The 25,000-nt window shown below is 64.9% G+C and carries 23 protein-coding genes; 10 read left to right on the forward strand and 13 right to left on the reverse strand.

The window, feature by feature from the left end; genetic code table 11:
- The first annotated feature begins 20 nt into the window (after positions 1-20).
- Positions 21-485: an iron-sulfur cluster assembly scaffold protein gene (locus RT513_RS00220; protein ID WP_290687925.1), complete on the forward strand. Its 465-nt coding sequence runs from the start codon at positions 21-23 to the stop codon at positions 483-485.
- A 92-nt stretch (positions 486-577) separates the two neighbouring features.
- Here RT513_RS00220 and RT513_RS00225 read toward each other — a convergent pair whose 3' ends face one another.
- The 5 genes from RT513_RS00225 to RT513_RS00245 form a co-directional block, all read right to left on the reverse strand.
- A complete protein-coding gene (locus tag RT513_RS00225) occupies positions 578-700 on the reverse strand; it encodes a hypothetical protein (RefSeq protein WP_088213773.1) in 123 nt (40 codons plus the stop codon).
- A 259-nt stretch (positions 701-959) separates the two neighbouring features.
- Positions 960-3,047 (reverse strand): ATP-dependent DNA helicase RecG, encoded by a 2,088-nt coding sequence (recG, locus tag RT513_RS00230; RefSeq protein ID WP_290687931.1) that lies wholly within the window; start codon positions 3,045-3,047, stop codon positions 960-962.
- On the reverse strand, positions 3,047-5,299 hold the full coding sequence (ligA, locus tag RT513_RS00235) for an NAD-dependent DNA ligase LigA (RefSeq protein ID WP_290687933.1): 2,253 nt from the start codon (positions 5,297-5,299) through the stop codon (positions 3,047-3,049). Before ligA ends, recG begins: the two co-directional genes overlap by 1 nt.
- A gap of 80 nt (positions 5,300-5,379) precedes the next feature.
- The gene (locus RT513_RS00240; RefSeq protein ID WP_290687935.1) at positions 5,380-6,150 is read right to left on the reverse strand and encodes a squalene/phytoene synthase family protein; all 771 of its coding nucleotides are present in this window, start codon (positions 6,148-6,150) and stop codon (positions 5,380-5,382) included.
- The gene (locus RT513_RS00245; RefSeq protein WP_313533427.1) at positions 6,147-7,601 is read right to left on the reverse strand and encodes a cobyric acid synthase; all 1,455 of its coding nucleotides are present in this window, start codon (positions 7,599-7,601) and stop codon (positions 6,147-6,149) included. The genes RT513_RS00240 and RT513_RS00245 overlap by 4 nt, the downstream gene beginning before the upstream one ends.
- Positions 7,602-7,709: 108 nt before the next feature.
- On the opposite strand from RT513_RS00245, the gene RT513_RS00250 reads away from it, so the two are divergent.
- Complete coding sequence (locus tag RT513_RS00250; RefSeq protein WP_290687939.1) at positions 7,710-8,993, forward strand: malonyl-CoA decarboxylase domain-containing protein; 1,284 nt, start codon at positions 7,710-7,712, stop codon at positions 8,991-8,993.
- A gap of 6 nt (positions 8,994-8,999) precedes the next feature.
- Here RT513_RS00250 and RT513_RS00255 read toward each other — a convergent pair whose 3' ends face one another.
- Genes RT513_RS00255 through RT513_RS00290 form a run of 8 tightly spaced genes read right to left on the reverse strand, consistent with a single transcriptional unit; the run spans position 9,000 to position 16,559 of the window.
- Positions 9,000-10,220: a cysteine desulfurase gene (locus tag RT513_RS00255; protein WP_290687941.1), complete on the reverse strand. Its 1,221-nt coding sequence runs from the start codon at positions 10,218-10,220 to the stop codon at positions 9,000-9,002.
- Position 10,221: 1 nt separating this feature from the next.
- Positions 10,222-10,800, reverse strand: coding sequence for a Yip1 family protein (locus RT513_RS00260; protein WP_088213780.1), 579 nt, complete (start codon positions 10,798-10,800; stop codon positions 10,222-10,224).
- Positions 10,801-10,806: 6 nt separating this feature from the next.
- On the reverse strand, positions 10,807-11,304 hold the full coding sequence (locus RT513_RS00265) for a YIP1 family protein (protein ID WP_088213781.1): 498 nt from the start codon (positions 11,302-11,304) through the stop codon (positions 10,807-10,809).
- Positions 11,305-11,310: 6 nt separating this feature from the next.
- On the reverse strand, positions 11,311-12,597 hold the full coding sequence (locus RT513_RS00270; RefSeq protein WP_313533430.1) for a SufD family Fe-S cluster assembly protein: 1,287 nt from the start codon (positions 12,595-12,597) through the stop codon (positions 11,311-11,313).
- Complete coding sequence (gene sufC / locus RT513_RS00275; RefSeq protein WP_035741084.1) at positions 12,597-13,352, reverse strand: Fe-S cluster assembly ATPase SufC; 756 nt, start codon at positions 13,350-13,352, stop codon at positions 12,597-12,599. Before sufC ends, RT513_RS00270 begins: the two co-directional genes overlap by 1 nt.
- 45 nt (positions 13,353-13,397) lie before the next feature.
- On the reverse strand, positions 13,398-14,948 hold the full coding sequence (gene sufB / locus RT513_RS00280) for a Fe-S cluster assembly protein SufB (RefSeq protein WP_088213928.1): 1,551 nt from the start codon (positions 14,946-14,948) through the stop codon (positions 13,398-13,400).
- 49 nt (positions 14,949-14,997) lie between these two features.
- Positions 14,998-16,053, reverse strand: coding sequence for a cysteine desulfurase family protein (locus RT513_RS00285; protein ID WP_290689348.1), 1,056 nt, complete (start codon positions 16,051-16,053; stop codon positions 14,998-15,000).
- Positions 16,050-16,559, reverse strand: coding sequence for an Rrf2 family transcriptional regulator (locus RT513_RS00290; RefSeq protein ID WP_088213785.1), 510 nt, complete (start codon positions 16,557-16,559; stop codon positions 16,050-16,052). The genes RT513_RS00285 and RT513_RS00290 overlap by 4 nt, the downstream gene beginning before the upstream one ends.
- A 163-nt stretch (positions 16,560-16,722) precedes the next feature.
- Between RT513_RS00290 and RT513_RS00295 the strand changes: the two genes are divergently transcribed.
- From RT513_RS00295 to RT513_RS00330, 8 genes are all read left to right on the forward strand, one after another.
- Complete coding sequence (locus tag RT513_RS00295; RefSeq protein WP_088213786.1) at positions 16,723-17,376, forward strand: alpha/beta hydrolase; 654 nt, start codon at positions 16,723-16,725, stop codon at positions 17,374-17,376.
- Between the two features lie 63 nt (positions 17,377-17,439).
- The gene (locus tag RT513_RS00300; RefSeq protein WP_088213787.1) at positions 17,440-18,048 is read left to right on the forward strand and encodes an HD domain-containing protein; all 609 of its coding nucleotides are present in this window, start codon (positions 17,440-17,442) and stop codon (positions 18,046-18,048) included.
- 211 nt (positions 18,049-18,259) lie between these two features.
- Entirely contained in the window at positions 18,260-19,471 is a 1,212-nt protein-coding gene (locus RT513_RS00305) for an NADP-dependent isocitrate dehydrogenase (protein WP_088213788.1), read from the forward strand.
- A gap of 195 nt (positions 19,472-19,666) precedes the next feature.
- Positions 19,667-21,271 carry an ABC transporter substrate-binding protein gene (locus RT513_RS00310; RefSeq protein WP_290689353.1) on the forward strand — a complete coding sequence of 535 codons (1,605 nt, stop codon included), beginning with the start codon at positions 19,667-19,669 and terminating at the stop codon, positions 21,269-21,271.
- 78 nt (positions 21,272-21,349) lie between these two features.
- Positions 21,350-22,357 (forward strand): ABC transporter permease subunit, encoded by a 1,008-nt coding sequence (locus tag RT513_RS00315; RefSeq protein WP_088213790.1) that lies wholly within the window; start codon positions 21,350-21,352, stop codon positions 22,355-22,357.
- Positions 22,358-22,364: 7 nt separating this feature from the next.
- On the forward strand, positions 22,365-23,279 hold the full coding sequence (locus RT513_RS00320) for an ABC transporter permease subunit (RefSeq protein WP_290689356.1): 915 nt from the start codon (positions 22,365-22,367) through the stop codon (positions 23,277-23,279).
- A gap of 1 nt (position 23,280) precedes the next feature.
- On the forward strand, positions 23,281-24,120 hold the full coding sequence (locus RT513_RS00325) for an ABC transporter ATP-binding protein (RefSeq protein ID WP_290689358.1): 840 nt from the start codon (positions 23,281-23,283) through the stop codon (positions 24,118-24,120).
- Positions 24,117-24,989 carry an ATP-binding cassette domain-containing protein gene (locus tag RT513_RS00330; RefSeq protein WP_290689360.1) on the forward strand — a complete coding sequence of 291 codons (873 nt, stop codon included), beginning with the start codon at positions 24,117-24,119 and terminating at the stop codon, positions 24,987-24,989. Before RT513_RS00325 ends, RT513_RS00330 begins: the two co-directional genes overlap by 4 nt.
- Positions 24,990-25,000 lie beyond the last annotated feature (11 nt).

Genomic DNA, 25,000 nt, shown 5'->3' on the forward strand with positions numbered 1-25,000 from the left:
TCGGGCATCGCGCCGCATATATGGGGTGGAAGCGAAAGAGGAAACCCGTGGACGATCTCGTCAGGCTCTACTCCGCGCGGCTGCTGGCACTGGCTGCCGACATTCCACTCACCGGACGGCTTGCCGCCCCGGAGGCAAGCGTCATGCGCCGGTCCCCGCTCTGCGGCTCGCAGGTGACGGTTGACGTCACGACAAAGGACGGCAGGATCGCGGCGTTCCGGCAGGACGTCCGGGCATGTGCGCTGAGTCAGGCTGCGGCATCCGTGGTGGGTCAGGTCATCCTCGGGCGGTCCGAACCCGAGGTCCGCCGCGCCCGCGATGAGCTTCGCGCGATGCTTGCCGCCGGCGGGCCGATCCCGGCGGCGCCCTTTGAGGGGCTGGAGGCGCTGATGGCGGCGCGCGACTTTCCCAATCGCCATGCCTCCATTCTGCTGTCGCTCGACGCGACCGTCGCAGCGCTTGAGGAAATCGCCGCGAAAACCTGATCCCGCAGACGAAAAAGACGCCGCACATCCCTGCGGATGGCGGCGCCAGTGGCACGTCTGCGGTGGGACAGGGCCGCAGGCGGCAGGCAGACTCAGAGCAGGATCGGCAGGTGAAGCAGCACGACGAACAGCAGCGTGATCGCCGCCATGCCAAGCATATCTTCCACCAGCGTATCGGCGTGACGGGAAACGACGGACTTCAGTTGGGTCAGCATCTTGAACCTCCGTTGCGTTCTCTATTTGTTCCTGATTCTATGCATTCTGTAAAGAACTTTTTAGGAACATTCTGTCAGCCTGTGGGATTCGCCCTCTGACCTGCTGCTGAAAAAGCTCTGAAGTATGGGCCGATGCGCTGTGTAAATCAGGAAATCTGACCCCCGACTGACCCGACATATGCAGATTTCCGCGCGGATTTTTCGGATTGCGACCCAGTTCCGCTCTGGCGCGGAACTGGAGACCTCTTTCAGTAGCCTGTTAACCGATGCGCCCCAGACGGATGGAGCGGTCCTTCTCCATCAGCCACAGCAGCAGGCGCGCGGCCTCTCCCCGCGGCGAGATCAGTTCTGGATCCATCGTGAGGAGTGCGCGCGCATCCGATTGGGCCAGAGCCATCAGCGCGCCCTGCCGCTCCAGGTCGGCAACGCGGAACTTCGGCAGGCCGGATTGCGCCGTTCCGATGACATCGCCCGCGCCACGGATCGCCAGATCCTCCTCCGCAATGCGGAAGCCGTCCTCCGTATCGCGGAGCAGCTTCAGCCGCCGTTCCGCCGTCTCTCCCAGCGGCGGTTGATAAAGCAGCAGGCAGGTGGAGACAGCGGCCCCGCGCCCGACCCTGCCGCGAAGCTGATGAAGCTGCGCGAGGCCGAAGGTTTCCGCCCGTTCGATCACCATGATCGACGCGTTGGGCACGTTCACGCCGACCTCGATCACCGTGGTCGCGACAAGGATACGCGCCTCCCCCCCGGCAAAGCGGGCCATGGCGGCGTCCTTCTCCGCCGGGGGAAGCTGGCCGTGGACCAGCGCGACGTGCTCCCCGAACAGGGCGCGCAGTTCCCTGAACCGCTCCGTTGCGGCGGTAAGGTCGGATGTCTCGCTTTCCTCCACCAATGGGCAGACCCAGTAGGCCTGCCTGCCTTCATGGAGCGCGCGGCCCAGATGGGCGATGACCTCCTCCCGCCGCGCGGCGGACACCAGCGCGGTGCGGACGGGCGTCCGGCCCGGCGGCTTTTCGTCCAGCACCGAAAGGTCCATGTCGCCGTATTGCGCGAGCGCGAGGCTCCGCGGGATCGGCGTGGCCGTCATCACCAGCACATCGACCGCCTGCCCCTTGGCCCCCAGTTCCATCCGCTGCGCGACGCCGAAGCGATGCTGCTCATCCACGACCGCGAGCCGCAGATCATGGAAAACCACATCCTGCTGAAAGACCGCATGGGTGCCGACAAGGATCCGCGTCTCCCCGGAGGCAAGCCGGGCGAGCTTGGCGGCGCGCTCCGCCCCCTTGTCGCGCCCGGTCAGCAACTCCAGCGCTATTCCCGCGCTCTCCGCCAGCGGGCGAAGGCTGTCGAGATGCTGGCGCGCGAGGATCTCCGTCGGCGCCATGAGCACACCCTGCCCGCCTGCCTCCACCGCTATGGTGAGGGCGAGGAAAGCCACCAGCGTCTTGCCGGAGCCGACATCACCCTGCAGCAGCCGGCTCATCCGTTGGGGAAGCGCCATGTCGGCGGCGATCTCCGTCACCGCCCGTCTCTGCGCCCCCGTGGGTTGATAGGGCAGCGCGGAGAGGACGCGCCCTTGCAGAACGCCGTTTCCGGTCGTCTCCCGCCCCCGCTGCCGCCGCGCCCGCGCACGGGACAGGGCAAGCGTCAACTGATGCGCGAAGAATTCGTCATAGGCGAGCCGGCGCCGCGCGGGATGGTTGGGCGAAACGGCATCCGGCCGGTCCGGGGCATGGGCCGCGCTCAGCGCTTCCCGCCAGGAGGGCCAGCCTTCGCGGGCACACAGCGCGGGGTCGATCCATTCCGGCAGATCGGGCGCACGGGCGAGCGCACCTTCCGCCGCGCGGAAGACAGTCCGCTGCCCCAACCCCGCCGTCAGCGGATAGACCGGCTCGAACTCCGGCAGGCGCTGCGCCTCCTCCGGCATCAGGATGTGGTCGGGGTGGACCATCTGGGCCATGCCGTCGAACAGTTCGACCCGGCCCGACACGATGCGGCGCGCGCCGACCGGCAACTGCCGCTGGAGATAATCGCCCTTGGCGTGAAAGAAGACGAGCTGGAACTCCACCGCCGCGTCCCGCACCGTCACCCGATGCGGGCGGCCGCGGGCGACAGGCGCGCTGTGCCCCAGCACCTCCACCTCTGCCGTGACGACACCGGGCAGTTGCGCGTCCCGGATCGTCTCGCGCCGCCGCCGGTCGATGACCGAATGCGGCAGCGTGAACAGCAGGTCACGGGGGCGCTCCACCGCCAGCCCCGCGAAATGCTTCGCCGTCTTCGGGCCGACGCCCTCCAGCGTGTCGAGTTGGGCGAAGAGCGGCAGCAGGAGGGACGGACGATCCGCCATCACGCCCCGCCGATGAGGTCGAGCCAGCCGTCCTCGTCGATCACCCGGATGCCGAGTTCCGCGGCCTTCGTGGCCTTTGACCCTGCGCCCGGCCCCGCCACCAGCAGGTCGGTTTTGGCAGAGACGGAGCCCGCGACCTTGGCACCCAGCGATTCCGCCCGCGCCTTGGCCTCCGCCCGGGTCATCTTCTCCAGCGAGCCGGTGAAGACGACCGTCAGACCGACGACCGGGCTTTCCGTGGCGCGGCTTTCGGGGGGCACGATCTCGCGCAGCTGCGCGACGAGATCGTCCACTGCCGCCCGCTCATGCCCACCCTCCGCCAGCGTCGTGACGACGGAGGTGGCAAGCGTCGTCCCCACCCCGTCGATGGAGAGGAGTTCTTGCCAGGCCGCCTCCGCCTCCGGGGGGACACTCTCCCGCGCGGCCGCACGCGCCCGCGAGATCTGGGCGCGACGCCCCGCCTGCGCGGCGGCGGCACGCTCCTCCGCCTCGGCCTCATCGGCCGCGATGCTTGCGATGGCGGCCGGCTGCGCGGCATCTATCGCGGCGCGCAGCGCGGGCCAGCCGTGATAGTGGTGGGCAAGATCCTTTGCCGCCACCTCCCCCAGATGCCGGATGCCCAGAGCGAACAGAAACCGCTCGAACGGGATCACCCGCCGTTCGTCGATGGCTGCGAACAGCTTCTCCGCACTGCGCTTTCCGAAGCCGTCGCGATTGGCGAGCTTGGCGATCTGGGCCTTGTCACGCGCCTCCAGCGTGAAGATGTCGGCAGGGGTCTTTACCGGCAACATGCCGTCGGCAAAGAACATCTCGATCTGCTTAACGCCCAGCCCCTCTATGTCGAAAGCGCCCCGGCTGACGAAATGCTTCAGCTTTTCCGTCGCCTGCGCGGGGCAGATCAGCCCGCCCGTGCAGCGGCGCACCGAATCCCCCGGCTCGCGGATGGCGGGGCTGCCGCATTGCGGGCAGGTTTCCGGGAAGCGATAGGGTTCCGTGCCTTCCGGGCGGCGGGCAAGGTCCACGTCCGCCACCTTGGGGATCACGTCGCCCGCGCGATAGACCTGCACCGTATCGCCGATGCGGATGTCCTTGCCGTCCCGGATCGGGTTGCCCGCGGAATCCAGTCCGGCGATGTAATCCTCGTTGTGCAGCGTGGCATTGGAGACGACGACGCCGCCCACCGTCACCGGCGTCAGCCGCGCGACGGGGGAAAGAGCGCCCGTTCGTCCCACCTGGATGTCGATGGCTTCCAGCATCGTCCAGGCAAGCTCCGCCGGGAACTTGTGTGCCAGCGCCCACCGGGGCGTGGTGGACCGGAAACCAAGGCGCCGCTGGTAGTCCAGATCGTTGACCTTATAGACCACCCCGTCGATGTCATATCCGAGCCGCGCCCGGTTTTCCTCTATGTCCCGGTAGGTGGCCAGCATCTCCTGCGGCCCGTTGCACAGGCGGGTGAGCGGGTTGGTCTGAAAGCCAAGCGCCGCGATCCGGGCGATGGCGTCGAACTGTGTGGCGGCCAGCGGCTCGCTCACCAAGCCCCAGGCATAGGCAAAGAACCGGAGCGGGCGGGAGCGTGTGATCGTTGCGTCAAGCTGGCGGAGCGATCCGGCGGCCGCGTTGCGCGGGTTGGCAAAGACGCGATCCCCCGCCGCCGCCTGCCGCTCGTTCAGCGCGGCGAAATCGGCGTGGCTCATATAGACCTCACCCCGGATCTCCAGCACCTCCGGCGCACCGGTCAATGTGCGGGGAATATCTGCGACCGTCATCGCGTTCTGGGTGACATTCTCGCCCACCGCGCCGTCGCCGCGCGTCGCGGCCTGAACCAGAACGCCGTTTTCATAGCGGAGCGACAGCGACAGCCCGTCGATCTTCGGCTCCGCCGTGTAAAGCAGCGGTGCGCCAGAGGCCAGGCCGAGATACCGCCGCACCCGTTCGTCGAAATCGCGTAGCTCGCTGTCCGAAAAGGCATTCTCAAGGGACAGCATGCGGATTTCGTGACGGACCTTGGAGAAACCCTCCGCCAGCGCACCGCCGACCTGTTCGGAGGGGCTGTCGGGCCGCTTGAGGTCGGGAAAATGGTCCTCGATATCCGCGTTGCGCCGCTTCAGCGCGTCGTATTCAGCATCGCTGATCTCGGGCGCGTCCTCCGTATGGTAGGCACGGTTGGCGCGGGCGAGCGCATCGGACAGCGACGCCAGCTCCTGCGCGGCCTCTCCGGGGGTCAGTGTCTCGACGGGTTTGAAATCGGGCATGTGAGTATCCGTCACGATCGGGCCGGGCCGCCCCTGTCAGGTTGGCCCTGAATAGGACGCGGGGCATCGCGCGTCCAGCATCACCAGAGGCCGGTCATGCTGCGCAGCACCAAGGCGCCGCGGCGGGTGAATTCCGCTGGCACGGGCAGCCCCGTCCAGACCTTTTCCGGCGCGTGGAGCGCCGCGCGGAGCGTCGGGCCCGCCTGCCACGCGGCGAGCATTGCGGGTGCGGCGGCACGGGGCACAGTCGCACGCCCCTGACGCGCCCGGGCCAGAGCCTCCATGCCCCGCCGGGCAAGGTCCACGGGCTCGCTGTCGGCAGGAAGCGGATACCGCCCCCGCGCCACGAGCACCGGCACCGCCCGAAGCCATGACGCGATCCCCGAGGCAAGCGCCAGATCACGGATCGCCGGCTCGCTCGCCGCATCGGCGCCCAAAGCCCTCGCAGCCTCCATCATGAGATTGCCGGAGGTGGCATCGAGATAGGCGACGAGCGCCGGGGTATCGGCGAAAGGCTCCTGCCAGACATCCCAGAACCGCGCCTCCGCCATGGCGCGGAGCGCCCCTGTGTCCAGTCCGCGCTCCTGGATGAGCGTGGAGAGCGGGCCTGCAACCTCATGCGCCTGGTGCGTCTTGCCCGCGGCGATGGCGTCCAGCGTATCGACCCACCATTGAAGGCGCATCTCCGCGATCATCGGCTCCCGGCTGGCCCAAGGGGCGCGGGCGATCTCCAGATTATAGGCGTAGAGCGGCCAGAGCCTGTCACGCGCCGCCGGGCTGGCCGACATGGTGGCCAGAAACCTGTCCGGGTCGCCCTTCTCCACCAGTCTCGCGCAGGCGTCGAGGCTCATGCCACCGTCTCCGCCACGCCGAGGATACCGTCCACGTTCAGATGTGCCTCCATGTGATCGGCGAGGTCGTTCAACACGCGCTCCACCTCTCCTCCGTAACTCAGCCCGCTGGTCAGGCCCCGCTGGGCAAGCCAGGCGCGGCGGAACCCGTCGGCGGCGAACAGACCGTGGAGATAGGTTCCGGCGATCCGCCCATCCGCGGAGCGTGCGCCCTCGTCCCGCCCGCCGGGCCGCACGAAGGGGCGCATGCGATCCGGCCCCTCGGTCCGGCCTGCGTGGATCTCATAACCGGAGAGACGCTGCCCGGTCAGGTCATCCCGCGCCTCCATCCGGGCAAGCCGCTTCTCCGGGGCCATCACCGTCTCCACATCCAGAAGGCCAAGCCCCTCCGATACACCCGGCTCGCCGTCAATGCCGTCTGGATCGGCGACCTGCCTGCCCAGCATCTGATACCCGCCGCAAATCCCCAGCACCGCGCCGCCCCGTCGTACATGGGCTTGGATGTCGATGTCCCAGCCCTGCGCGCGCAGGAAGGCAAGGTCGCCGCGCGTCGATTTGGTTCCCGGCAGCAGCACGAGATCTGCATCCCCCGGCAAGGCGCGCCCGGGCGGCACGATGTCAAGCCGGATGGACGGCTCAAGCTTCAGCGGATCGAGATCGTCGAAATTCGCGATACGCGAAAGCGCGGGGCAGACGATGCGGAATGTGCCCTGAAGCCCACCGGGCGCAAGGTCAAGACTGTCCTCGGCGGGCAATCTCGCGGCACCGGCGAACCAGGGCAGAACGCCGTAGCCCTGCCAGCCCGTCCGCTCCGCAACCAGGGAATACCCGTCGTCGAACAGCCGCGGATCACCGCGGAAGCGATTGACCAGAAAGCCGCGAATCATCGCGCGGTCGGCGGGGTCCAGAATTTCCGCGGTGCCAACGAGCTGGGCGATGACGCCCCCCCGGTCGATGTCTCCTGCGAGGATGACCGGAACGCCAGCCGCACGGGCAAAGCCCATATTCGCGATATCGCGCGCCCGGAGGTTTACCTCCGCCGGACTGCCGGCCCCCTCCACGACGATCAGATCGGCGTCACGCGACAGGCGCTGAAAACTTTCGAGAACGGCGGGCAGCAACGTCCCCTTCATGGCTCCGTAGCCGGCAGCGGGGAGTGTCGCGCGCGCCTGTCCCTGCACCACCACCTGGGCACGGCGATCCGTTTCGGGCTTCAGGAGAACGGGATTCATGTCGCAGACAGGCTCCCGCCCGGCCGCCAGCGCCTGCAGAGCCTGCGCGCGACCGATTTCGCCGCCATCGCGTGTCACGGCGGCGTTGTTGGACATGTTCTGCGGCTTGAAAGGCGCGACTGAAAGCCCGCGCCGAAGCGCCGCGCGGCATAGCCCTGCCACGAGAAGGGACTTCCCCACGTTGGAACCGGTTCCCTGGATCATCAAGGCGCGCGTCATGCCCCGCTCTCTACGCAATACCGCAGCGGAAGGCGAGGCCGGGCGCAAAAGGAACTAGGGAAAATGGTGCGGGGCGCGCTATCCTTCCCTGCAGATCGCGGAGGCGCCATGTTCCAGCCGACCGAATTTCTCTCAGGCCTTCTGTCCACCCTGCTCGACCGCTCGCAGAGCGCCGATGCGCGCGTCGTGCGCCGTCCGATCCGGGAGCTTTGCGGCGCGCTGATGTCGAGCCGGGGCGAGGTCTCCGGGGTCCGGCTGGCCAAGGAGGTGCTCGCCCGCTACCGCATCATGACGGAGACCGAGCGGCTCGACTTCTTCCGCTGGCTGACGGAGGACATGGATCTCGACACGACGGTGCTGGCGCAGGCGGTCGCGGCTTATGGCCGCGAGCCGACGCCGGCCACACTCGCTGCTGTCACCCATGCCGCGGAACCCCGGCGACGGGAGTTGCTCCGCAGGATCAATCAGGCGCCCGATGCCACGAACGCGCTGGTGAAGATGCGGCTCGACCTGCTGACCCTGACAACCGCCGCGCCAGAGATCGCCCGCGCCGATCTGGACTTCGTGAAACTCTTCGAGACATGGTTCAATCGCGGGTTTCTCGTCCTCCGCCCGATCAACTGGCGCAGCCCCGCGAATGTGCTGGAAAAGATCATCGACTATGAGGCGGTCCATGCGATCCACGGCTGGGGCGATCTCCGCCGCAGGCTGGAACCGCCCGACCGGCGCTGCTTCGCCTTCTTCCACCCCGCCATGCCGGAGGAGCCGCTGATCTTCGTCGAAGTGGCGCTGGCGGCGGGAATCCCTGGCTCCATCCAGGCGCTTCTCTCCGCCGACCGCGCGCCGATGGATCCGGCACAGGCCAACACGGCCGTCTTCTATTCCATCTCCAACTGTCAGCAGGGGCTTCGCGGGATTTCCTTCGGCAACTCGCTCATCAAGCAGGTGGTGGAGGAGTTGAGCCACGAACTGCCCCATCTTCAGCATTTCGTCACCCTCTCTCCCATCCCCGGCCTTGCCCGCTGGCTCCGCGACAGGCCGGAAGCCGCAGCGGCACTGGAAGCGGCGGAGGCGGGAGACCTTGCCGCTCTGGCAGAGGCGGGCGACGATCTTCGACATTTCGCCGCGGTCTATCTGCTGGAGGCGCGGCGTGCCGACGGATTGCCGCTGGACCCGGTCGCCCGGTTCCATCTGGGCAACGGAGCACTGGTGCATGACGTGCATGCGCTGGCAGATACCGCGCGGAACGGTCTCGCCCAGTCCTGCGGGGTGATGGTCAACTATCTTTACGAACGCGACACGGTGGAGGAGAACCACGAAAGTTTTGCCTCTCGCCGCGTCGTCGTCGCGTCCAAGCCAATGCGCGCCCTGCTCAAGCCGAAGCGGCGGTGACCGCCGTCAGCCGAACAACTCGTGGCACAGCTCCAGCGCTTCCACCAGCGCATCGACCTCCGCCTCCGTGTTGTAAAGCCCGAAGGAGGCGCGGCAGGTCGCCGTCAGCCCGAGATGGGACATCAACGGCTGCGCGCAATGATGGCCGGCTCTGACGGCGACGCCTTTCTTGTCCAGCACGGTGGAAATGTCATGGGGATGAGCACCGCCGGAAAGCGTGAACGAGAAGATCGCCCCCTTGTCCGGCGCTTCCCCCTGCACCTGCAACCAGTTGAGACCGGAGAGCCGCTGGCGCGCATAGTCGCGCAAGGCCCGCTCATGCGCCGCGACATTCTCCATGCCGAGGTCCATCAGATAATCGAGCGCCACACCCAAACCGATCTGCTGGACGATACCGGGCGTTCCGGCCTCGAACTTCATCGGTGGATCGGCATAGGTCACGGCATCCTGCGTGACGGTGCGGATCATGTCCCCACCGCCGAGGAAGGGCCGCATCTCGGCCATCCTCTCGCGACGCATGAAGATTGCGCCAGAACCGCTTGGCCCGTATAGCTTATGCCCGGTTATGGCGTAAAAATCGCAGCCCATCTCGTCAACGTCCACCGGCCCGTGAACGGCCGCCTGCGACCCATCGACGAGCACCGGCACGCCCTTGGCACGCGCGGCGGAACAGATGGCCCCCACATCCACACGCGTCCCAAGGACATTGGACATCTGCGTCACCGCGACCAGACGCGTGCGCGGACCGATCGCCGCGATTACCTTCTGGGGGTCGAGCGAGCCGTCTGCCTCGGGCGCAATCCATTTCAGCACCACCCCCTGACGCTCCCGCAGGAAGTGCCACGGGACGATATTGGCATGGTGCTCCATGACCGTCAGGACGATCTCATCCCCGGCTTCCAGCCGTGGCGCGGCCCAGGCGTAGGAGACGAGGTTTATCCCCTCCGTCGTCCCGGAGGTAAAGACGATCTCCTCCTCCGACGGGGCGTTCAGAAAACGGGCGATCTTGCCCCGCACCGCCTCATAATGGTCGGTGGCAAGGTTGGAGAGGTAGTGCAAACCCCGATGGACATTGGCATATTCGTGGGAATAGGCGCGGGTCACCGCATCGATCACCACCTGCGGCTTCTGCGCAGAGGCACCGTTATCGAGATAGACCAGCGGCTTCCCGTTCACCTCCCGCGAGAGGATGGGAAAGTCGCGGCGGATTTTTTCGACATCGTACATGTCAGCCTCCAGCCGGGGTCAGCCCGGGCGGCATCGTGGCAAGGCTGCCAAACAGCAGGGCAAGAACCGAAGCCACGCAGAACACGGCAAAGATCACCCCCAGAAACACCCGCATCCGGCTGCGGAAGCCATGCAACTCCGTGACGAAGTTGGTCAGCAACCAGAAGAACAGGATGACGGCGGCGAAACCGGCGACCTCGCCCAGAACGGGAAGGGCGAAATAGAGAAGAAGCTGCGCGCATTGCGCAATGACCATCACCCCCTGCAGAACGGAGACGCCAAGCAGCGTATCGGCAAACCGTGCCGTTCCCCCGAACGCGCGCCCGAAAAGCTGCACCGCCCCCACAACAATCAGCAAAAGCAGCGCTTGGATCGCGCCGGTCAGAATCGGGCTGAGGCTCGCCCCCATCAAGGCCGTGCCTCCGACGAGCCACAGGAACAGGTGGGAGAAAAGCGCGCTCGCCACCGCCACGATCAGGAAAACCTGCCAGCGTGCTGACATGGGCAGGTTGAGATCCAGAATACGGCGCAGGGCAGCGCGCGGTGTCAGGATCAGCTCACGGAGACTGAAGATGGCCATATGTCCTCACGGCGTCGCCGGCTGCGGCCGCTCCGCTTCGGCAAGCGAGAGAAACCAGATCGTCAGAAAGACCGCAAGCACCACGATGCCCGTGACGGTCGCCGCGGGGGACGGGCCGACCAGACCGGCGACCAGCCCATTGAGCAGAAAAAGCGGCGCCGAGGCCAGCAAAGACCAGAAAAGCGCAACACGTGCGGTATGATAGCTGCCTCGCCCGCCCAGAACCCGTGCGACAAGATGAGACAGGCCCGCCAGCAGATAAAAGAACAGCGGCGCCAGAAACAGCCAGCCGAGCAGCGCACCCCCCAGCCGTGCGTCAAGCGGGACGGTCGGGTCAAGATGCGCCTCCCGTGCCAGCCGGGGCCATTGAGCCACGAAGATCACCAGACAGGCCGCCATCAGAACCGCAAGCGCCCTGTCCTCTCTCACCCCATCCGACAAGCGACGGCGCACGACCGCCCCCGGCGTGCGATAGCTGCGCAGGATCTCGGTCGTGATCGCCATGCCGCTTCAGTGCCGGTGACGGACAAGCCAGCCCTCAAGCCGGGTCAGGATATCGCCCGCGATGCCCTCATCCTCGATCTCCGCCACAGCATCGGCGAGGAAGGAGAGCACGAGCAGCGTCTGCGCCGTGTGGAGATCCACCCCGCGGGAGCGCAGGTAGAACAGCGCCTCCTCGTCGATGGCGCCGGAGGTGGAGCCGTGGGAGCATTTCACATCGTCGGCGTAGATCTCAAGCTCCGGCTTCGTCAGGAACTGGCTGTCACCATCGAGCAGAAGCGACTGGCTGATCTGATAGCCATCCGTTTTCTGCGCGCTCTGCTTGACAAGGATCTTGCCCTGGAAAACGCCGGTCGCGCCGTTGCGGAGCACCTTCTTGAACACTTGACGGCTTTCGCAGCCCACGCCGGCATGGGTGATGAACACCGTGTCGTCGTGGTGGAAATCCGTGCCGTCGCCCACGCAGGCACCGGCGACATGCGCATTCGCGCTGTGCCCGACGATATCCATCACCACTTCATTGCGCGTCAGCACGCCGTTCATGGCAAGCGTGAAGCTCTTGAACAGGCTTTCCTTGCCGATACGGGCAAAGACATGCGTGTTCACCCGGCGCTCATGATCGCGGCCCTGAATGCGAACGTGGTGAAAGCGCGCGCCATCGGCGACATCGACCTCCAGCACACTGTTCAGACGCCCCGCCGCTGTACCGCTCTCAAGCAGCGTAAGATCGGAGCCTTCATCCATCTTTACGCAATGGTGAAGAATAACGTCTTTATTCTCTGATCCAGAACGATAAATCAGATGAACGGGCCTGGCGACCGCGCCCTTGACGCGGATCATGACGCCCGCTTCGGCATAGGCCGTGTTCAGCGTTGCCAGAGAGCGCTGCACCGGATTCTGACCCGCGGCCTCCAGCACACCGTAAATCTCACGCCCCCAGTGGATGTCACGCGCCAGCGCATCGGCCAGTTGCTCCACCTCGATCCCGGAGAGACCGAGATCGTCCGACGCCGCGCTGTCGAAACGCCCGTCCGTAAAGACGATCTTCACGCGGTCGATATCGGCAAAAGCCTCCTCCGCGTGGGAATTAAGCGCGGCGGCAGGCGCCTCCGCCTGCGTCAGAGATGCAGGGTCGGTATACTTCCAGTATTCGTCGCGGCGGGTGGGCAGGCCCATGTCGCGCAGACGCTGGAGCGCCTTGGCGCGCGCGCCCTCTCCCCAGCCGCTCCCTTCCGGGGCGGTCAGCGCGGAAAGCCGCGCCTCCGTCACGTCGATCTTCGCTTGCGGGATCGCCATCAGGCCGTCTCCCCCAGGATATCGGCGTAACCGTTGTTCTCGACCTCCAGCGCCAGTTCCGGCCCGCCGGTCTTTACGATCCGGCCGTTCGCCATGATATGCACCACATCGGGTTTGATATGGTCCAGCAGGCGCTGGTAGTGGGTAATCACAAGGAAGGAACGATCCGGCGAGCGGAGCGCATTCACACCGTCGGCCACCAGCTTCATCGCATCAACGTCAAGACCGGAATCCGTCTCGTCCAGAATGCACATCCGCGGCTCCAGCATGGCCATCTGGAGGATTTCGTTACGCTTCTTCTCCCCGCCGGAGAAGCCCACGTTGACAGGACGCTTCAGCATGTCCGCGTCGATCTTCAGCGCCTTGGCCTTTTCCCGCACGACCTTCAGGAATTCGGTGGAGGACATCTCCTCCTCGCCCCGCGCCTTGCGCTGCGCGTTCACGGCGGTGCGTAGGAAGGTCATGTTGCCGACGCCGGGAATTTCCACCGGATACTGGAAGGCAAGGAACAGGCCAGCGGCGGCACGCTCCTCCGGGTCCATCTCCAAGAGCTCCTCGCCATCCAGCGTCGCGGAACCCTCGGTGACCTCGTAGCCGTCGCGACCGGAGAGCACATAGGAGAGCGTCGATTTGCCCGAGCCGTTCGGCCCCATGATCGCATGCACCTTGCCGGCCTCGACCGTCAGATCGACGCCCTTGAGGATTTGCTTATCCTCTTCTTCAAGTTTGACGTGCAGATTTTTGATATTCAACATGTTTATTCCGACGCCTGGGCGCCGTCCCTGATAATTGGCGGCGGCTCAGCCGACCGAGCCTTCCAGCGAAATGGCGACAAGCTGCTGCGCTTCCATGGCGAATTCCATCGGCAGCGCCTGAAGCACTTCCCGGCAGAAACCGTTCACCACAAGCGCCACGGCCTCCTCCTCATCCATGCCGCGCTGGCGGCAGTAGAAGAGCTGATCGTCATCGACCTTGGAGGTGGTGGCCTCATGCTCCGTCCGGCTCGAGTTGTTGCGGATCTCGATGTAGGGCACGGTATGCGCCCCGCACTGATCGCCGATGAGCAGGCTGTCGCACTGCGTGTAGTTGCGGCTGTTCTGCGCGCGCGGATGCATGGAAACCAGCCCGCGATAGGTATTCTGCGCCTTGCCCGCCGAGATGCCCTTCGACACGATCCGGGACTTGGTGTTCCGGCCGAGGTGGATCATCTTGGTGCCGGTATCGGCCTGCTGCATGTTGTTGGCGATGGCGATGGAGTAGAACTCGCCCTGGCTGTCATCACCCCGCAGGATGCAGGACGGGTATTTCCAGGTGATCGCCGATCCGGTTTCCACCTGCGTCCACATGACCTTGGAGCGCGCGCCGCGGCAGTCCGCCCGCTTGGTGACGAAGTTGTAGATGCCGCCCCGGCCCTCCTCGTCGCCCGGATACCAGTTCTGGACGGTAGAGTATTTCACCTCCGCATCGTCGAGCAGCACGATTTCCACCACGGCGGCGTGAAGCTGGTGCGTCTCGCGTTTCGGCGCGGTGCAGCCTTCGAGGTAGCTGACGTAGGCGCCCTTGTCAGCGATGATCAGCGTGCGTTCGAACTGCCCGGTGTTCTCCGCATTGATGCGGAAGTAGGTGGACAGCTCCATCGGGCAGCGCACGCCCGGCGGCACGTAGACGAACGACCCGTCCGAGAACACGGCGGAGTTCAGCGTGGCGAAGAAGTTGTCGGATTGCGGCACGACCGAGCCCAGGTATTTCTTTACCAGCTCGGGGTGCTCCCGGACCGCTTCGGAGATCGAGCAGAAGATCACGCCCGCCTTCGCCAGCTCCTCCTTGAAGGTCGTGCCGACGGAGACGCTGTCGAACACCGCATCGACGGCGACCTTGCGGGCCTCCGCCGGAGTGTCTCCTGCGCCCTCGACTCCCGCGAGGATCATCTGTTCCTTCAGCGGGATACCGAGCTTTGCATAGGTCGCGAGCAGGGCCGGATCCACGTCGTCAAGCGACTTCGGCTTCTCCGTCATGCTCTTCGGTTTGGCGTAGTAGTACTGGTCCTGATAGGCGATCTCTGGGTAGTGGAGCATGGCCCAGCGGGGCTCCTCCATCTTCACCCAGCGGCGATACGCGGCCAGACGCCAGTCCAGCATCCACTCCGGTTCGCCGTTCTTTTCAGAGATCAGGCGCACGATGTCCTCGTTCAGACCCTTCGGCGCGTATTCGGTCTCGATCTCGGTTTCCCAGCCGTATTTATACTTGCCGGCCATCGCCTGGACGGTTTCGACCGTCTCGCGGTCGACGCCGTCACGGACCTCGGTCACCGCATCTGCTGCGGCGAGTTCCAGCCGTTCGGCTTCGCTCATCTCGCGTGCTGCCATCTTCCTCATCCTTCCGCCGGCGGTTGCCGGCCATTCAAGCGACCCGCAGCCGCGCCTTCGCGCGCCGCGAGAGCCACGCTTCGGCGAAGCGCGACAAATCCTCTTCCCGCGTTCCGGGCCCGATCGACACCCGGATCGCCGATGCGGCCGCGATGTCATCAAAGCCCATCGCACGGAGCGTCCGGCTTACCCTGACCTTGCCGCTGGAGCAGGCAGAACCGGCCGAAATCGCGAAACCGGCCAGATCAAGCTGCATCACCTGCGTCTCGCCCTTCCAGCCGGGCGTCACGATGCAGGAGGTGTTTGGCAGCCGCGGACCGTCTTTCCCGACAAAAATAGTCCCTTCAGCGGCGGATGCCAAGTTTAGTTCTAGACTATTTCTAAGTTCCGCGACGCGATCCCAGACGCCCTCTGCCAAATCCCGCGCCGCCGCTTCTGCGGCTGCCCCGAATCCGGCGATCCCGACGATGTTCTCCGTACCCGAGCGGCGCCCCATCTCCTGACCGCCGCCGCGTATCTGGGCGGCAAGGTCCAGCCAGCGCCGCAGGACCACGGCGCCGATCCCCTTGGGACCGCCGAGCTTGTGTGCCGATACCAGCCCCATGTCGAGACCGAGCCAGTTGAAGGCAAAAGGCACCTTGCCGAACCCCTGCGTGAGATCGGAGACCGCAAGCCCTTCCGGCAGGGTCTGAAGGATACCCGTTTCGCTGTTGGCGAGTTGCAGCGTGGAATGCGCGGGGTCCGGGACGCTGACCTGCCCGTTCCGGTCGGTCGTAAGAACAGGGCTGATCCAGGCGCCCACCGCGTCATGCTCGATCTCCGCCCCGGCAAAATCACGGCCCGCGAGCGTCAGCGCCGCTGCCTCCGTCGCCCCCGAGGTAAAGACGATATCCGCCCCGTCCGCCCCGAGCGCCGCGGCGATCTGCGCGCGCGCCCTTTCGACGATGGCCTTGGCCGCGCGTCCCTCGGCATGGACGGAGGACGGGTTGCCCACCGCCTCCATTGCCGCGATCATCGCCTGGCGCGCCTCGGGCCGGAGCGGGGTCGTGGCATTCCAGTCCAGATAGACCCGCGCAGTATCGCCGTTCATTTCACCGCCGCCGGAGCGGGCGCCGCGTTCAGCGGCGCGGAAGCCTCCTCCTCATCCACGATGCGAAAGATCGAGGGAACCGCGGGACAGGGGCGAAGCTGGTTGCCGATGACTTCCGACAGCCGCGTCTGATGCAGAAAGACATAGACATGGGCGGAGAGACCTTCCCAGAGCCGGTTGGTCAGCGACTGCGCCCGCGTGCCGGAAACCCCGCCCGTCGCCCCCGCCCCGGTGTGCATGGCGCTCACCGTTTCATCGACGGCTTCCAGAATATCGGACACCCGGATGTCGGAGGCGGGGCGCGCCAGCCTGTAGCCGCCGCCGGGGCCACGCACGGATTCAACCAGCCCCGCGCGGCGGAGCTTGACGAAAAGCTGCTCCAGATAGGGCAGCGACAGATCCTGCCGACGGGCGATCTCGGCCAGCGAAACCATCCCGTCGCCTTCCGCCATCGCAAGATCGGCAAGCGCCACCATCGCGTAGCGCCCCTTGGTCGAGAGCTTCATGATACCCCCAAAGCATTGACGCGGGCCGGAAGGCTGCTTAATTGCCATCCGTCCACCGGCGTCCGGAAACTTGGAATTATTCTAAGTGCTGTGAAGCCCGCGGTCAAGTTCGCCCCGTCCGCCGGACGGCAGGTCACAGTGAAGCGAGGATACAGGCGGCAGGATGCCCGAAGTTATTTTCCAGGGGCCGGACGGCCGGCTCGAAGGTCGCTATCATCCCCAAAAAGAGCGTGACGCACCGATCGCCATCGTCCTGCATCCGCACCCGCAGTTCGGCGGGACGATGAACAACCGCGTCGTCTACAACCTGCATTATGCCTTTTACAACATGGGCTTCACGGTGCTGCGGTTCAACTTCCGCGGTGTCGGGCGCAGCCAGGGCGAATACGATCAGGGCATCGGCGAGCTGTCGGACGCGGCCTCCGCGCTCGATTACCTCCAGTCGATGAACCAGAACTCCAAGCATTGCTGGGTGGCGGGCTTCTCCTTCGGCGCATGGATCGGCATGCAGCTCCTCATGCGGCGGCCGGAGATCACGGGATTCGTGTCGGTGGCGCCGCAGGCGAACCTCTACGACTTCTCCTTCCTCGCGCCCTGCCCGTCCTCCGGGCTCATCATCAACGGCAGCGCGGACCGCGTCGCTCCGCCGAAGGATACGTCCACGCTGGTGGGCAAGCTGCGCGAGCAGAAGGGTATCACGATCACCCATGAGCAGGTCGATGGCGCCGGGCACTTCTTCGAAGACCCGCATATGGAGCCGATGATCGACACGGTCACCGGCTATGTGAAGCGCCGGCTGACGGAAACGACACGCTGACATCCGACGGCCGCCCCCTCCGGCGGCCGTTTTCTTCCGGCGATCCGGACGGAGACACCCTCAATGGCCGACAGCGCGCATACCCCCTCAAATCTGGAGCGGCAGCTTGCCTTCCTTCAGGAGGCCGACCGGCTGAAGACCGTGCTTCGGGCCAGCCGCCTGACCGATGATTCCCGGCGGGAGAACTCCGGCGAGCATTCGTGGCACGTGGCGCTTTACGCGCTGATCCTCGCCGATCAGGCAGGCCCGGATGTCAGCATAGATCGCGTCATCCGCATGCTGCTGATCCACGACCTGGTGGAGATCGACGTGGGCGATACCCCGATCCACGGCACGTTCGATGCGGCGGATGTCGCGGCGCGTGAACAGCGTGCGGCAGACCGGATTTTCGGCCTGTTGCCGTCGGAGCTAGCATCCAGCCTCCGGGCGTTGTGGGAAGAATTCGAAGCCGCGCGCACCCCTGACGCCATCTTCGCCAAGGCCATAGACCGGGTTCAGCCGGTCATGCACAACATCGCCCTCGGCGGCGGGACATGGCAGGAATTCGGCGTCACGGAGGAGCTCCTGGAGCGCCGCGTGGGCAGCAAGATCGCGCGCGGGGCCCCCGACCTGTGGCACCATGTGCGCGCGCTCACCGAGGGGCATCTTACTGCAGATCGTGCGACGGAATAACGCAGATCTCTGCAACTGCCGCTCATGATATGTCTCGGGTCGGTCGCGGGCCGCCCGCATATTGCGCGCCGGGGCGGCTTCGCGCCACATGCCGGGTTCAAGCTGCCCTTGCGGGGCATCTTGCATCGTATGCCGTTGGATACCGCCCTTTCCCCCAAGGCACATTTGCGCTAGAGGCAGGCTGACGATTCCGGCAAAGGAGCTTCTGCCCGTGTCCAAGATCAAGGTAGCCAATCCCGTCGTCGAACTCGACGGCGATGAGATGACCCGTATTATCTGGGAGTTCATCAAGAAGAAGCTCATACTGCCTTACCTCGACCTCGACCTGAAGTACTACGATCTGGGCATCGAGGAGCGTGACCGCACCAACGACCAGATCACCATCGATGCGGCCAACGCGATCAAGCAGTATGGCGTCGGCGTGAAATGCGCCACGATCACCCCCGATGAAGCGCGGGTGGAGGAATTCGGCCTCAAGCAGATGTGGCGGTCGCCCAACGGCACGATCCGCAACATCCTGGGCGGCGTAATCTTCCGTCAGCCGATCATCTGCAAGAACGTGCCCCGTCTTGTCCCCGGCTGGACCCAGCCCATCGTGGTCGGGCGTCATGCCTACGGCGACCAGTATCGCGCCACCGACTTCCGCTTCCCCGGCAAGGGCAAGCTCACGCTGAAGTTCGTGGGCGAAGATGGCACGACGATCGAGCGTGACGTCTTCGATGCGCCCGGCTCCGGCGTGACGATGGCGATGTACAACCTTGACGATTCGATCATCGACTTCGCCCGTGCCTCGATGAACTACGGTCTGAACCTTGGCTGGCCGGTTTATCTTTCCACCAAGAACACGATCCTGAAAGCCTATGACGGCCGCTTCAAGGACCTGTTCCAGAAGGTCTATGAGGAAGAGTTCGAGGAGGCCTTCAAGAAGAAGGGCATCACCTACGAGCACCGCCTGATCGACGATATGGTGGCCTCGGCGCTGAAATGGTCCGGCGGCTATGTCTGGGCCTGCAAGAACTACGACGGCGACGTGCAGTCCGATACCGTGGCGCAGGGCTTCGGCTCCCTCGGCCTGATGACCTCCGTCCTGATGACGCCCGATGGCAAGACGGTCGAAGCGGAAGCCGCCCACGGCACCGTGACCCGGCACTATCGCCAGCATCAGGCAGGCAAGGAGACCTCGACCAACTCCATCGCCTCGATCTACGCTTGGACCGGCGGCCTGAAGCACCGCGCCAAGCTCGACAACAACCAGGCGCTGCTGTCCTTCGCCGAAACGCTGGAGAAGGTGACCGTGCAGGCGGTTGAGGATGGTTACATGACCAAGGACCTCGCGCTGCTCGTCGGCCCGGATCAGAAGTGGCTCACGACGATGGGCTATCTCGAGAAGGTTGACGAATACCTGAACCGGGCCCTCGCCTGACACCAATTCCGGCTGGCGGAGCCTTCCGCCGGCCGGACCCGCGGCGCCCCGAAGCGGGCTGCCCCAACCGGCATCCAACAGCCGGCAAAAATCCCCCCGTCCTGACTGCACTTGTCAAAAGCGGAAATCCGCTTGACCGGCGTGACCGGCACGTCACCATGGCGCAGGGGCAATTTCGAACCTCAGGGAGAAGACATGAAACCGTTCAGCACACGCCTTCTGGCCGCCTCAGCGCTCGCGCTGATGTCGGCAGGCGCACTTCAGGCACAGACACTGGTCTATTGCTCGGAGGGCTCGCCCGAGGGCTTCGACCCCGCGCCCTATACCGCCGGCACGACTTTCGACGCCAGCGCGCATCCTGTGTACAACCGTCTGGTCCAGTTCAAGCCGGGCACCACGGAGGTGCAGCCGGCGCTCGCAGAGAGCTGGGATGTGTCCGATGACGGGCTGGAATACACGTTCCATCTGCGTCCGGGTGTGAAATTCCACAGCACGCAAGGCTTTACGCCCAGCCGTGAGCTCACCGCGGATGACGTGATCTTCTCCTTCGAGCGGCAGGGCAAGGCGGACAATCCGTTCCACAACTATGTGGCGGGTATCACCTATGAATATTACTCCTCGATGGAGATGGACAGTCTCATCAAGGAAATCCAGAAGGTTGACGACCATACCGTCAAGTTCGTGCTGAACCGGCCCGAAGCGCCGTTCATGGCGAACCTGGCCATGCCCTTTGCCTCCATTGCCTCCAAGGAATATGCCGACACGCTGATGGCGGCAGGCCACCCGGAGGACTTCAACAACCTTCCCGTAGGCACCGGGCCGTTCAAGTTCGTCGCCTACCAGAAGGACGCGGTGATCCGCTACCAGCGGAACGATGACTACTGGGGCGAAAAGGCGAAGGTGGAGAACCTGATCTTTGCGATCACCCCCGACGCTGCCGTCCGGCTCCAGAAGCTGAAGGCGGGTGAGTGCCACATCATGCCCTACCCCGCCCCTGCGGATATCCAGGGCATCAAGGCGGATTCGAACCTCACCATGATGGAGGCTCCCGGCCTCAACGTCGGCTATCTCGCCTACAACACCCAGCAGGCGCCGTTCGACAACCCGAGCGTCCGCAAGGCGCTGAACATGGCGATGAACAAGCAAGCGATCATCGATGCCGTGTTCCAGGGCTCCGGTGCGGTGGCCAAGAACCCGATCCCGCCGACCATGTGGTCCTACAACGACGCCGTGCAGGACGATGCCTACGATCCGGCCGCGGCGAAGAAGCTGCTGGACGAGGCCGGCGTCAAGGATCTGTCCATGAAGATCTGGGCAATGCCGGTGCAGCGTCCCTACATGCCCAACGCACGGCGCACGGCGGAGCTGATCCAGTCGGACTTCGACAAGGTCGGGGTGAAGGTGGAGATCGTCTCCTACGAATGGGGTGAATATCTGAAGAAGTCGATGGAGGAGGGCCGCGACGGCGCCGTGATCCTCGGCTGGACCGGCGACAACGGCGATCCGGACAACTTCCTCAGCGTCCTGCTGTCCTGCGCCTCCGCACAACCGGGCGGGGCCAACCGCGCCTTCTGGTGCAACGAGGAGTTCTCGGACCTGCTGGCCAAGGCCAAGGCAACGTCCGACATGGCCGAACGGACCAAGCTCTATGAACAGGCTCAGGTGATCTTCAAGGATCAGGCCCCCTGGGCGACGCTGGACCACTCGACCGTCTTCATGCCGATGTCGAACAAGGTCAAAGGCTATGTGATGAGCGCGCTTGGCGATCACACCTTCGATGGCGTCGAACTGGCCGACTGACCAGCGGGCCGATGTCTGAATGGCCGGTGCGGCAGGCGTCGCACCGGCTCCTTATTCTTCTCGGAAGAAGCGCGAAACATGATCCGGTTCATCCTCGGCAAGCTTCTCTACCTGATCCCCACCTTTCTCGGCATCACGATCGTGGCTTTCGGTTTCGTCCGCATCCTGCCGGGCGATCCGGTGCTGCTGATGGCGGGTGAGCGCGGTATCTCGCCGGAGCGCTATGCGCAGCTTTCCCATCAACTCGGCTACGACAAGCCGATGTGGCAACAGTATCTGGATTTCCTGTGGCGGCTGCTGCACGGCGATTTCGGCAATTCCATCGTCACGAAGAAACCCGTTCTGACTGAGTTTCTCGCGCTCTTTCCGGCCACGATCGAACTTGGCCTGTGTGCCATTCTGATCGCAACGCTGGTGGGCGTTCCTGTGGGTGTGATCGCGGCAATCAAGCGCGGCTCCTGGTTCGACCAGCTCGCCATGACGACGGCGCTTGTCGGTTTTTCCATGCCGATCTTCTGGTGGGGGCTGCTGCTCATCATCCTGTTCTCGGGCACTCTGGGCTGGACGCCGGTTTCCGGGCGCATCTCCCTGATGTATTTCTTTCCGCAGGTGACAGGCTTCATGCTGATCGACAGCCTGCTCTCGGGCCAGAAGGGCGCTTTCGCCTCCGCCGTCTCGCACCTGATCCTGCCCTCCGTCGTCCTGGCGACGATCCCGCTTGCGGTCATTGCCCGTCAGACCCGTTCCGCCATGCTGGAGGTAATGGGCGAGGATTACGTCCGCACCGCCAAGGCCAAGGGCCTGTCAGAGGGGCGCGTCGTTGGGGTTCATGCGCTGCGCAACGCGATGATCCCGGTCGTCACCACCATCGGCCTGCAGATCGGCGTGCTCCTGGCTGGCGCGATCCTGACGGAGACGATCTTCTCTTGGCCCGGCATCGGCAAGTGGATGATCGATTCCATCTCCCGCCGGGACTATCCCGTGGTGCAGAGCGGTCTGCTCCTCATCGCGGCCGTGGTCATGATCGTGAACCTGATCGTGGACCTGACCTACGGCCTCATCAATCCCCGCATCCGGCATCAGTGAGGCGCGCATGACCGATACCTCCTCCACCGCTCCGGCAAAACTCTCCGATGCCGCCATCCGGCGGCGCATGTTCGCGGATTTCTGGTTCTATTTCAGCGAGAACCGGGGTGCCGTCGTAGGGCTGGCGATCTTTGTCCTGCTCGTCCTCGTGGCGATATTCGCATCATTGATCGCGCCGCATAATCCGGCGATGCAATATCGCGACTCCCTCCTCGTCCCGCCGATCTGGCAGGAGGGCGGTAAATCCGGGTTCCTTCTGGGCACCGATGCGGTCGGGCGGGACATTCTCTCCCGCCTGATCTATGGCGCGCAGTATTCGCTCTTCATCGGTATCGTCGTGGTGGCCGTCGCCCTGATCGGCGGCATCATCATCGGCCTGGTCGCCGGATACTTCGGCGGCTGGGTGGATACGGTCATCATGCGGGTGATGGACGTGATCCTTGCCTTCCCCTCGCTTTTGCTGGCGCTCGTGCTGGTGGCGGTACTGGGGCCGGGACTGGTCAACGCGATGATCGCCATCGCCATCGTCTATCAGCCGCATTTCGCCCGCCTCACCCGTGCGGCGGTCATGGGCGAGAAGCGGCGCGAATATGTCACCGCCGCCCGGGTGTCCGGCGCGGGCAACCTGCGGCTGATGTTCAGGACGATCCTGCCCAACTGCCTCGCCCCGCTGATCGTGCAGGGCACGCTCTCCTTCTCCAACGCGGTGCTGGATGCGGCGGCGCTCGGCTTTCTCGGTATGGGTGCTCAACCGCCGACCCCGGAATGGGGCACCATGCTGGCCGAGGCGCGGGAGTTCATCCTGCGGGCGTGGTGGGTGGTGACCTTCCCCGGCCTCGCCATCCTCATCACCGTGCTCGCCATCAACGTCATGGGCGACGGGCTGCGCGACGCGCTGGACCCCAAGCTGAAGAGGGGCTGAGATGCCGCTGCTCGAGATCAAGAACCTCACCGTGCGCTTCGCCACCGCGACAGGCCCCTTCACCGCCGTGGACGCGGTGGATGTGTCGGTGGATGCGGGCGAGGTGCTGGCCATCGTCGGTGAGTCCGGCTCCGGCAAATCGGTTTCCATGCTGGCCGTCATGGGACTGCTCCCGGACAGCGCGACCGTCACGGCAGACGCCATGCGCTTCGACGGACGGGACATGCTGACAATGACGCCGAGGGAGCGGCGCAGGATCATTGGACGCGAGATCACGATGATCTTCCAGGAACCGATCGCCTCGCTCAATCCCTCCTTCACCGCCGGCTTCCAGATCGAGGAGGTGCTGCGGCTGAACCTCGGCCTGTCGCGCTCCGCCGCGCGGGCTCGCGCCCTGGAGCTGTTCCGGGCGGTGGGTCTGCCGGACCCGGAGGGCAAGCTCAAGGCCTATCCGCATCAGATGTCCGGCGGGCAGTGCCAGCGGGTGATGATCGCCATCGCCATCGCCTCCAATCCGCGCCTGCTCATCGCGGACGAACCCACGACCGCGCTGGATGTGACGATCCAGAAACAGATCCTCGATCTGGTCATGGAACTGCAGGAGAAATACGGCATGGCGCTCATCATGATCACTCACGACATGGGCGTGGTGGCGGAAACGGCAGATCGGGTGATCGTGCAATACAAGGGCCGGAAGATGGAGGAGGCCGATGTGCTGACCCTCTTCGAGGCGCCGAAAACCCCCTATACGCGCGCCCTCCTCTCGGCTCTGCCAGAGAATGCGACGGGTGACCGGCTGTCCACGGTGGCCGATTTCATGGCCGGGGAGGCGAACCAATGATCGTTGTCGAAGGCCATGGGATCACGCAGGACTACGATCTTCCGGGTGGACTGTTCTCCAAAAGGGGAACGTTCCGTGCAGTGAAGGGCGTGGATTTTGCGGTCGCAAAGGGCAAGACGCTGGCGATCGTCGGAGAATCCGGCTCCGGCAAATCGACGCTTGCCCGGATCATCGCGCTCATCGATCCGCAATCGGGCGGCGATCTTAAGATCGCCGGCAAGAGCGTGAACATCGGCAAGACCCGCCTGACGCATGAGATGCGCTCAAAGGTGCAGATGGTATTTCAGAACCCCTATGGCTCGCTCAATCCGCGCCAGAAGGTCGGCGATGTGCTCATGGAGCCGCTGCAGCTCAACACTTCCATCCCTGCTGCCGAACGGCGGGAGCTGGCCGAACAGATGCTGCTGAAGGTCGGCCTGGCGCCCGAGCATTTCAACCGCTATCCGCATATGTTTTCGGGCGGACAGCGTCAGCGGATCGCCATCGCGCGGGCGCTCATGCTGAAGCCTTCGCTGCTGGTGCTGGATGAGCCGGTTTCCGCACTCGATCTCTCTGTTCAGGCACAGGTGCTGAACCTGCTTGCCGATCTGCAGGAGGAGTTCGAGCTGACCTACGTCTTCATCAGCCACGACCTCTCGGTGGTGAATTACATCGCCGACGATGTGATGGTGCTCTACAAGGGGGAGGCTGTGGAACAGGCCAGCCGGGATGAAATTTTCTCCAACCCGAAACACTCCTATACGAAAGAGCTGTTCGCCGCCACGCCGGTCACCGATTTGGACGCGATCCGTGCCCGCGTCGCCCGTCGTGCAAGCGGTCGTGCCGCACGGGTAGCTGCGGCGGAATCAAGGGGAAGATCATCCACATAATACAATGATTT

Origin of the sequence: Haematobacter sp., from assembly GCF_032102465.1 — a bacterium.
Taxonomy (GTDB): Bacteria; Pseudomonadota; Alphaproteobacteria; order Rhodobacterales; family Rhodobacteraceae; genus Haematobacter.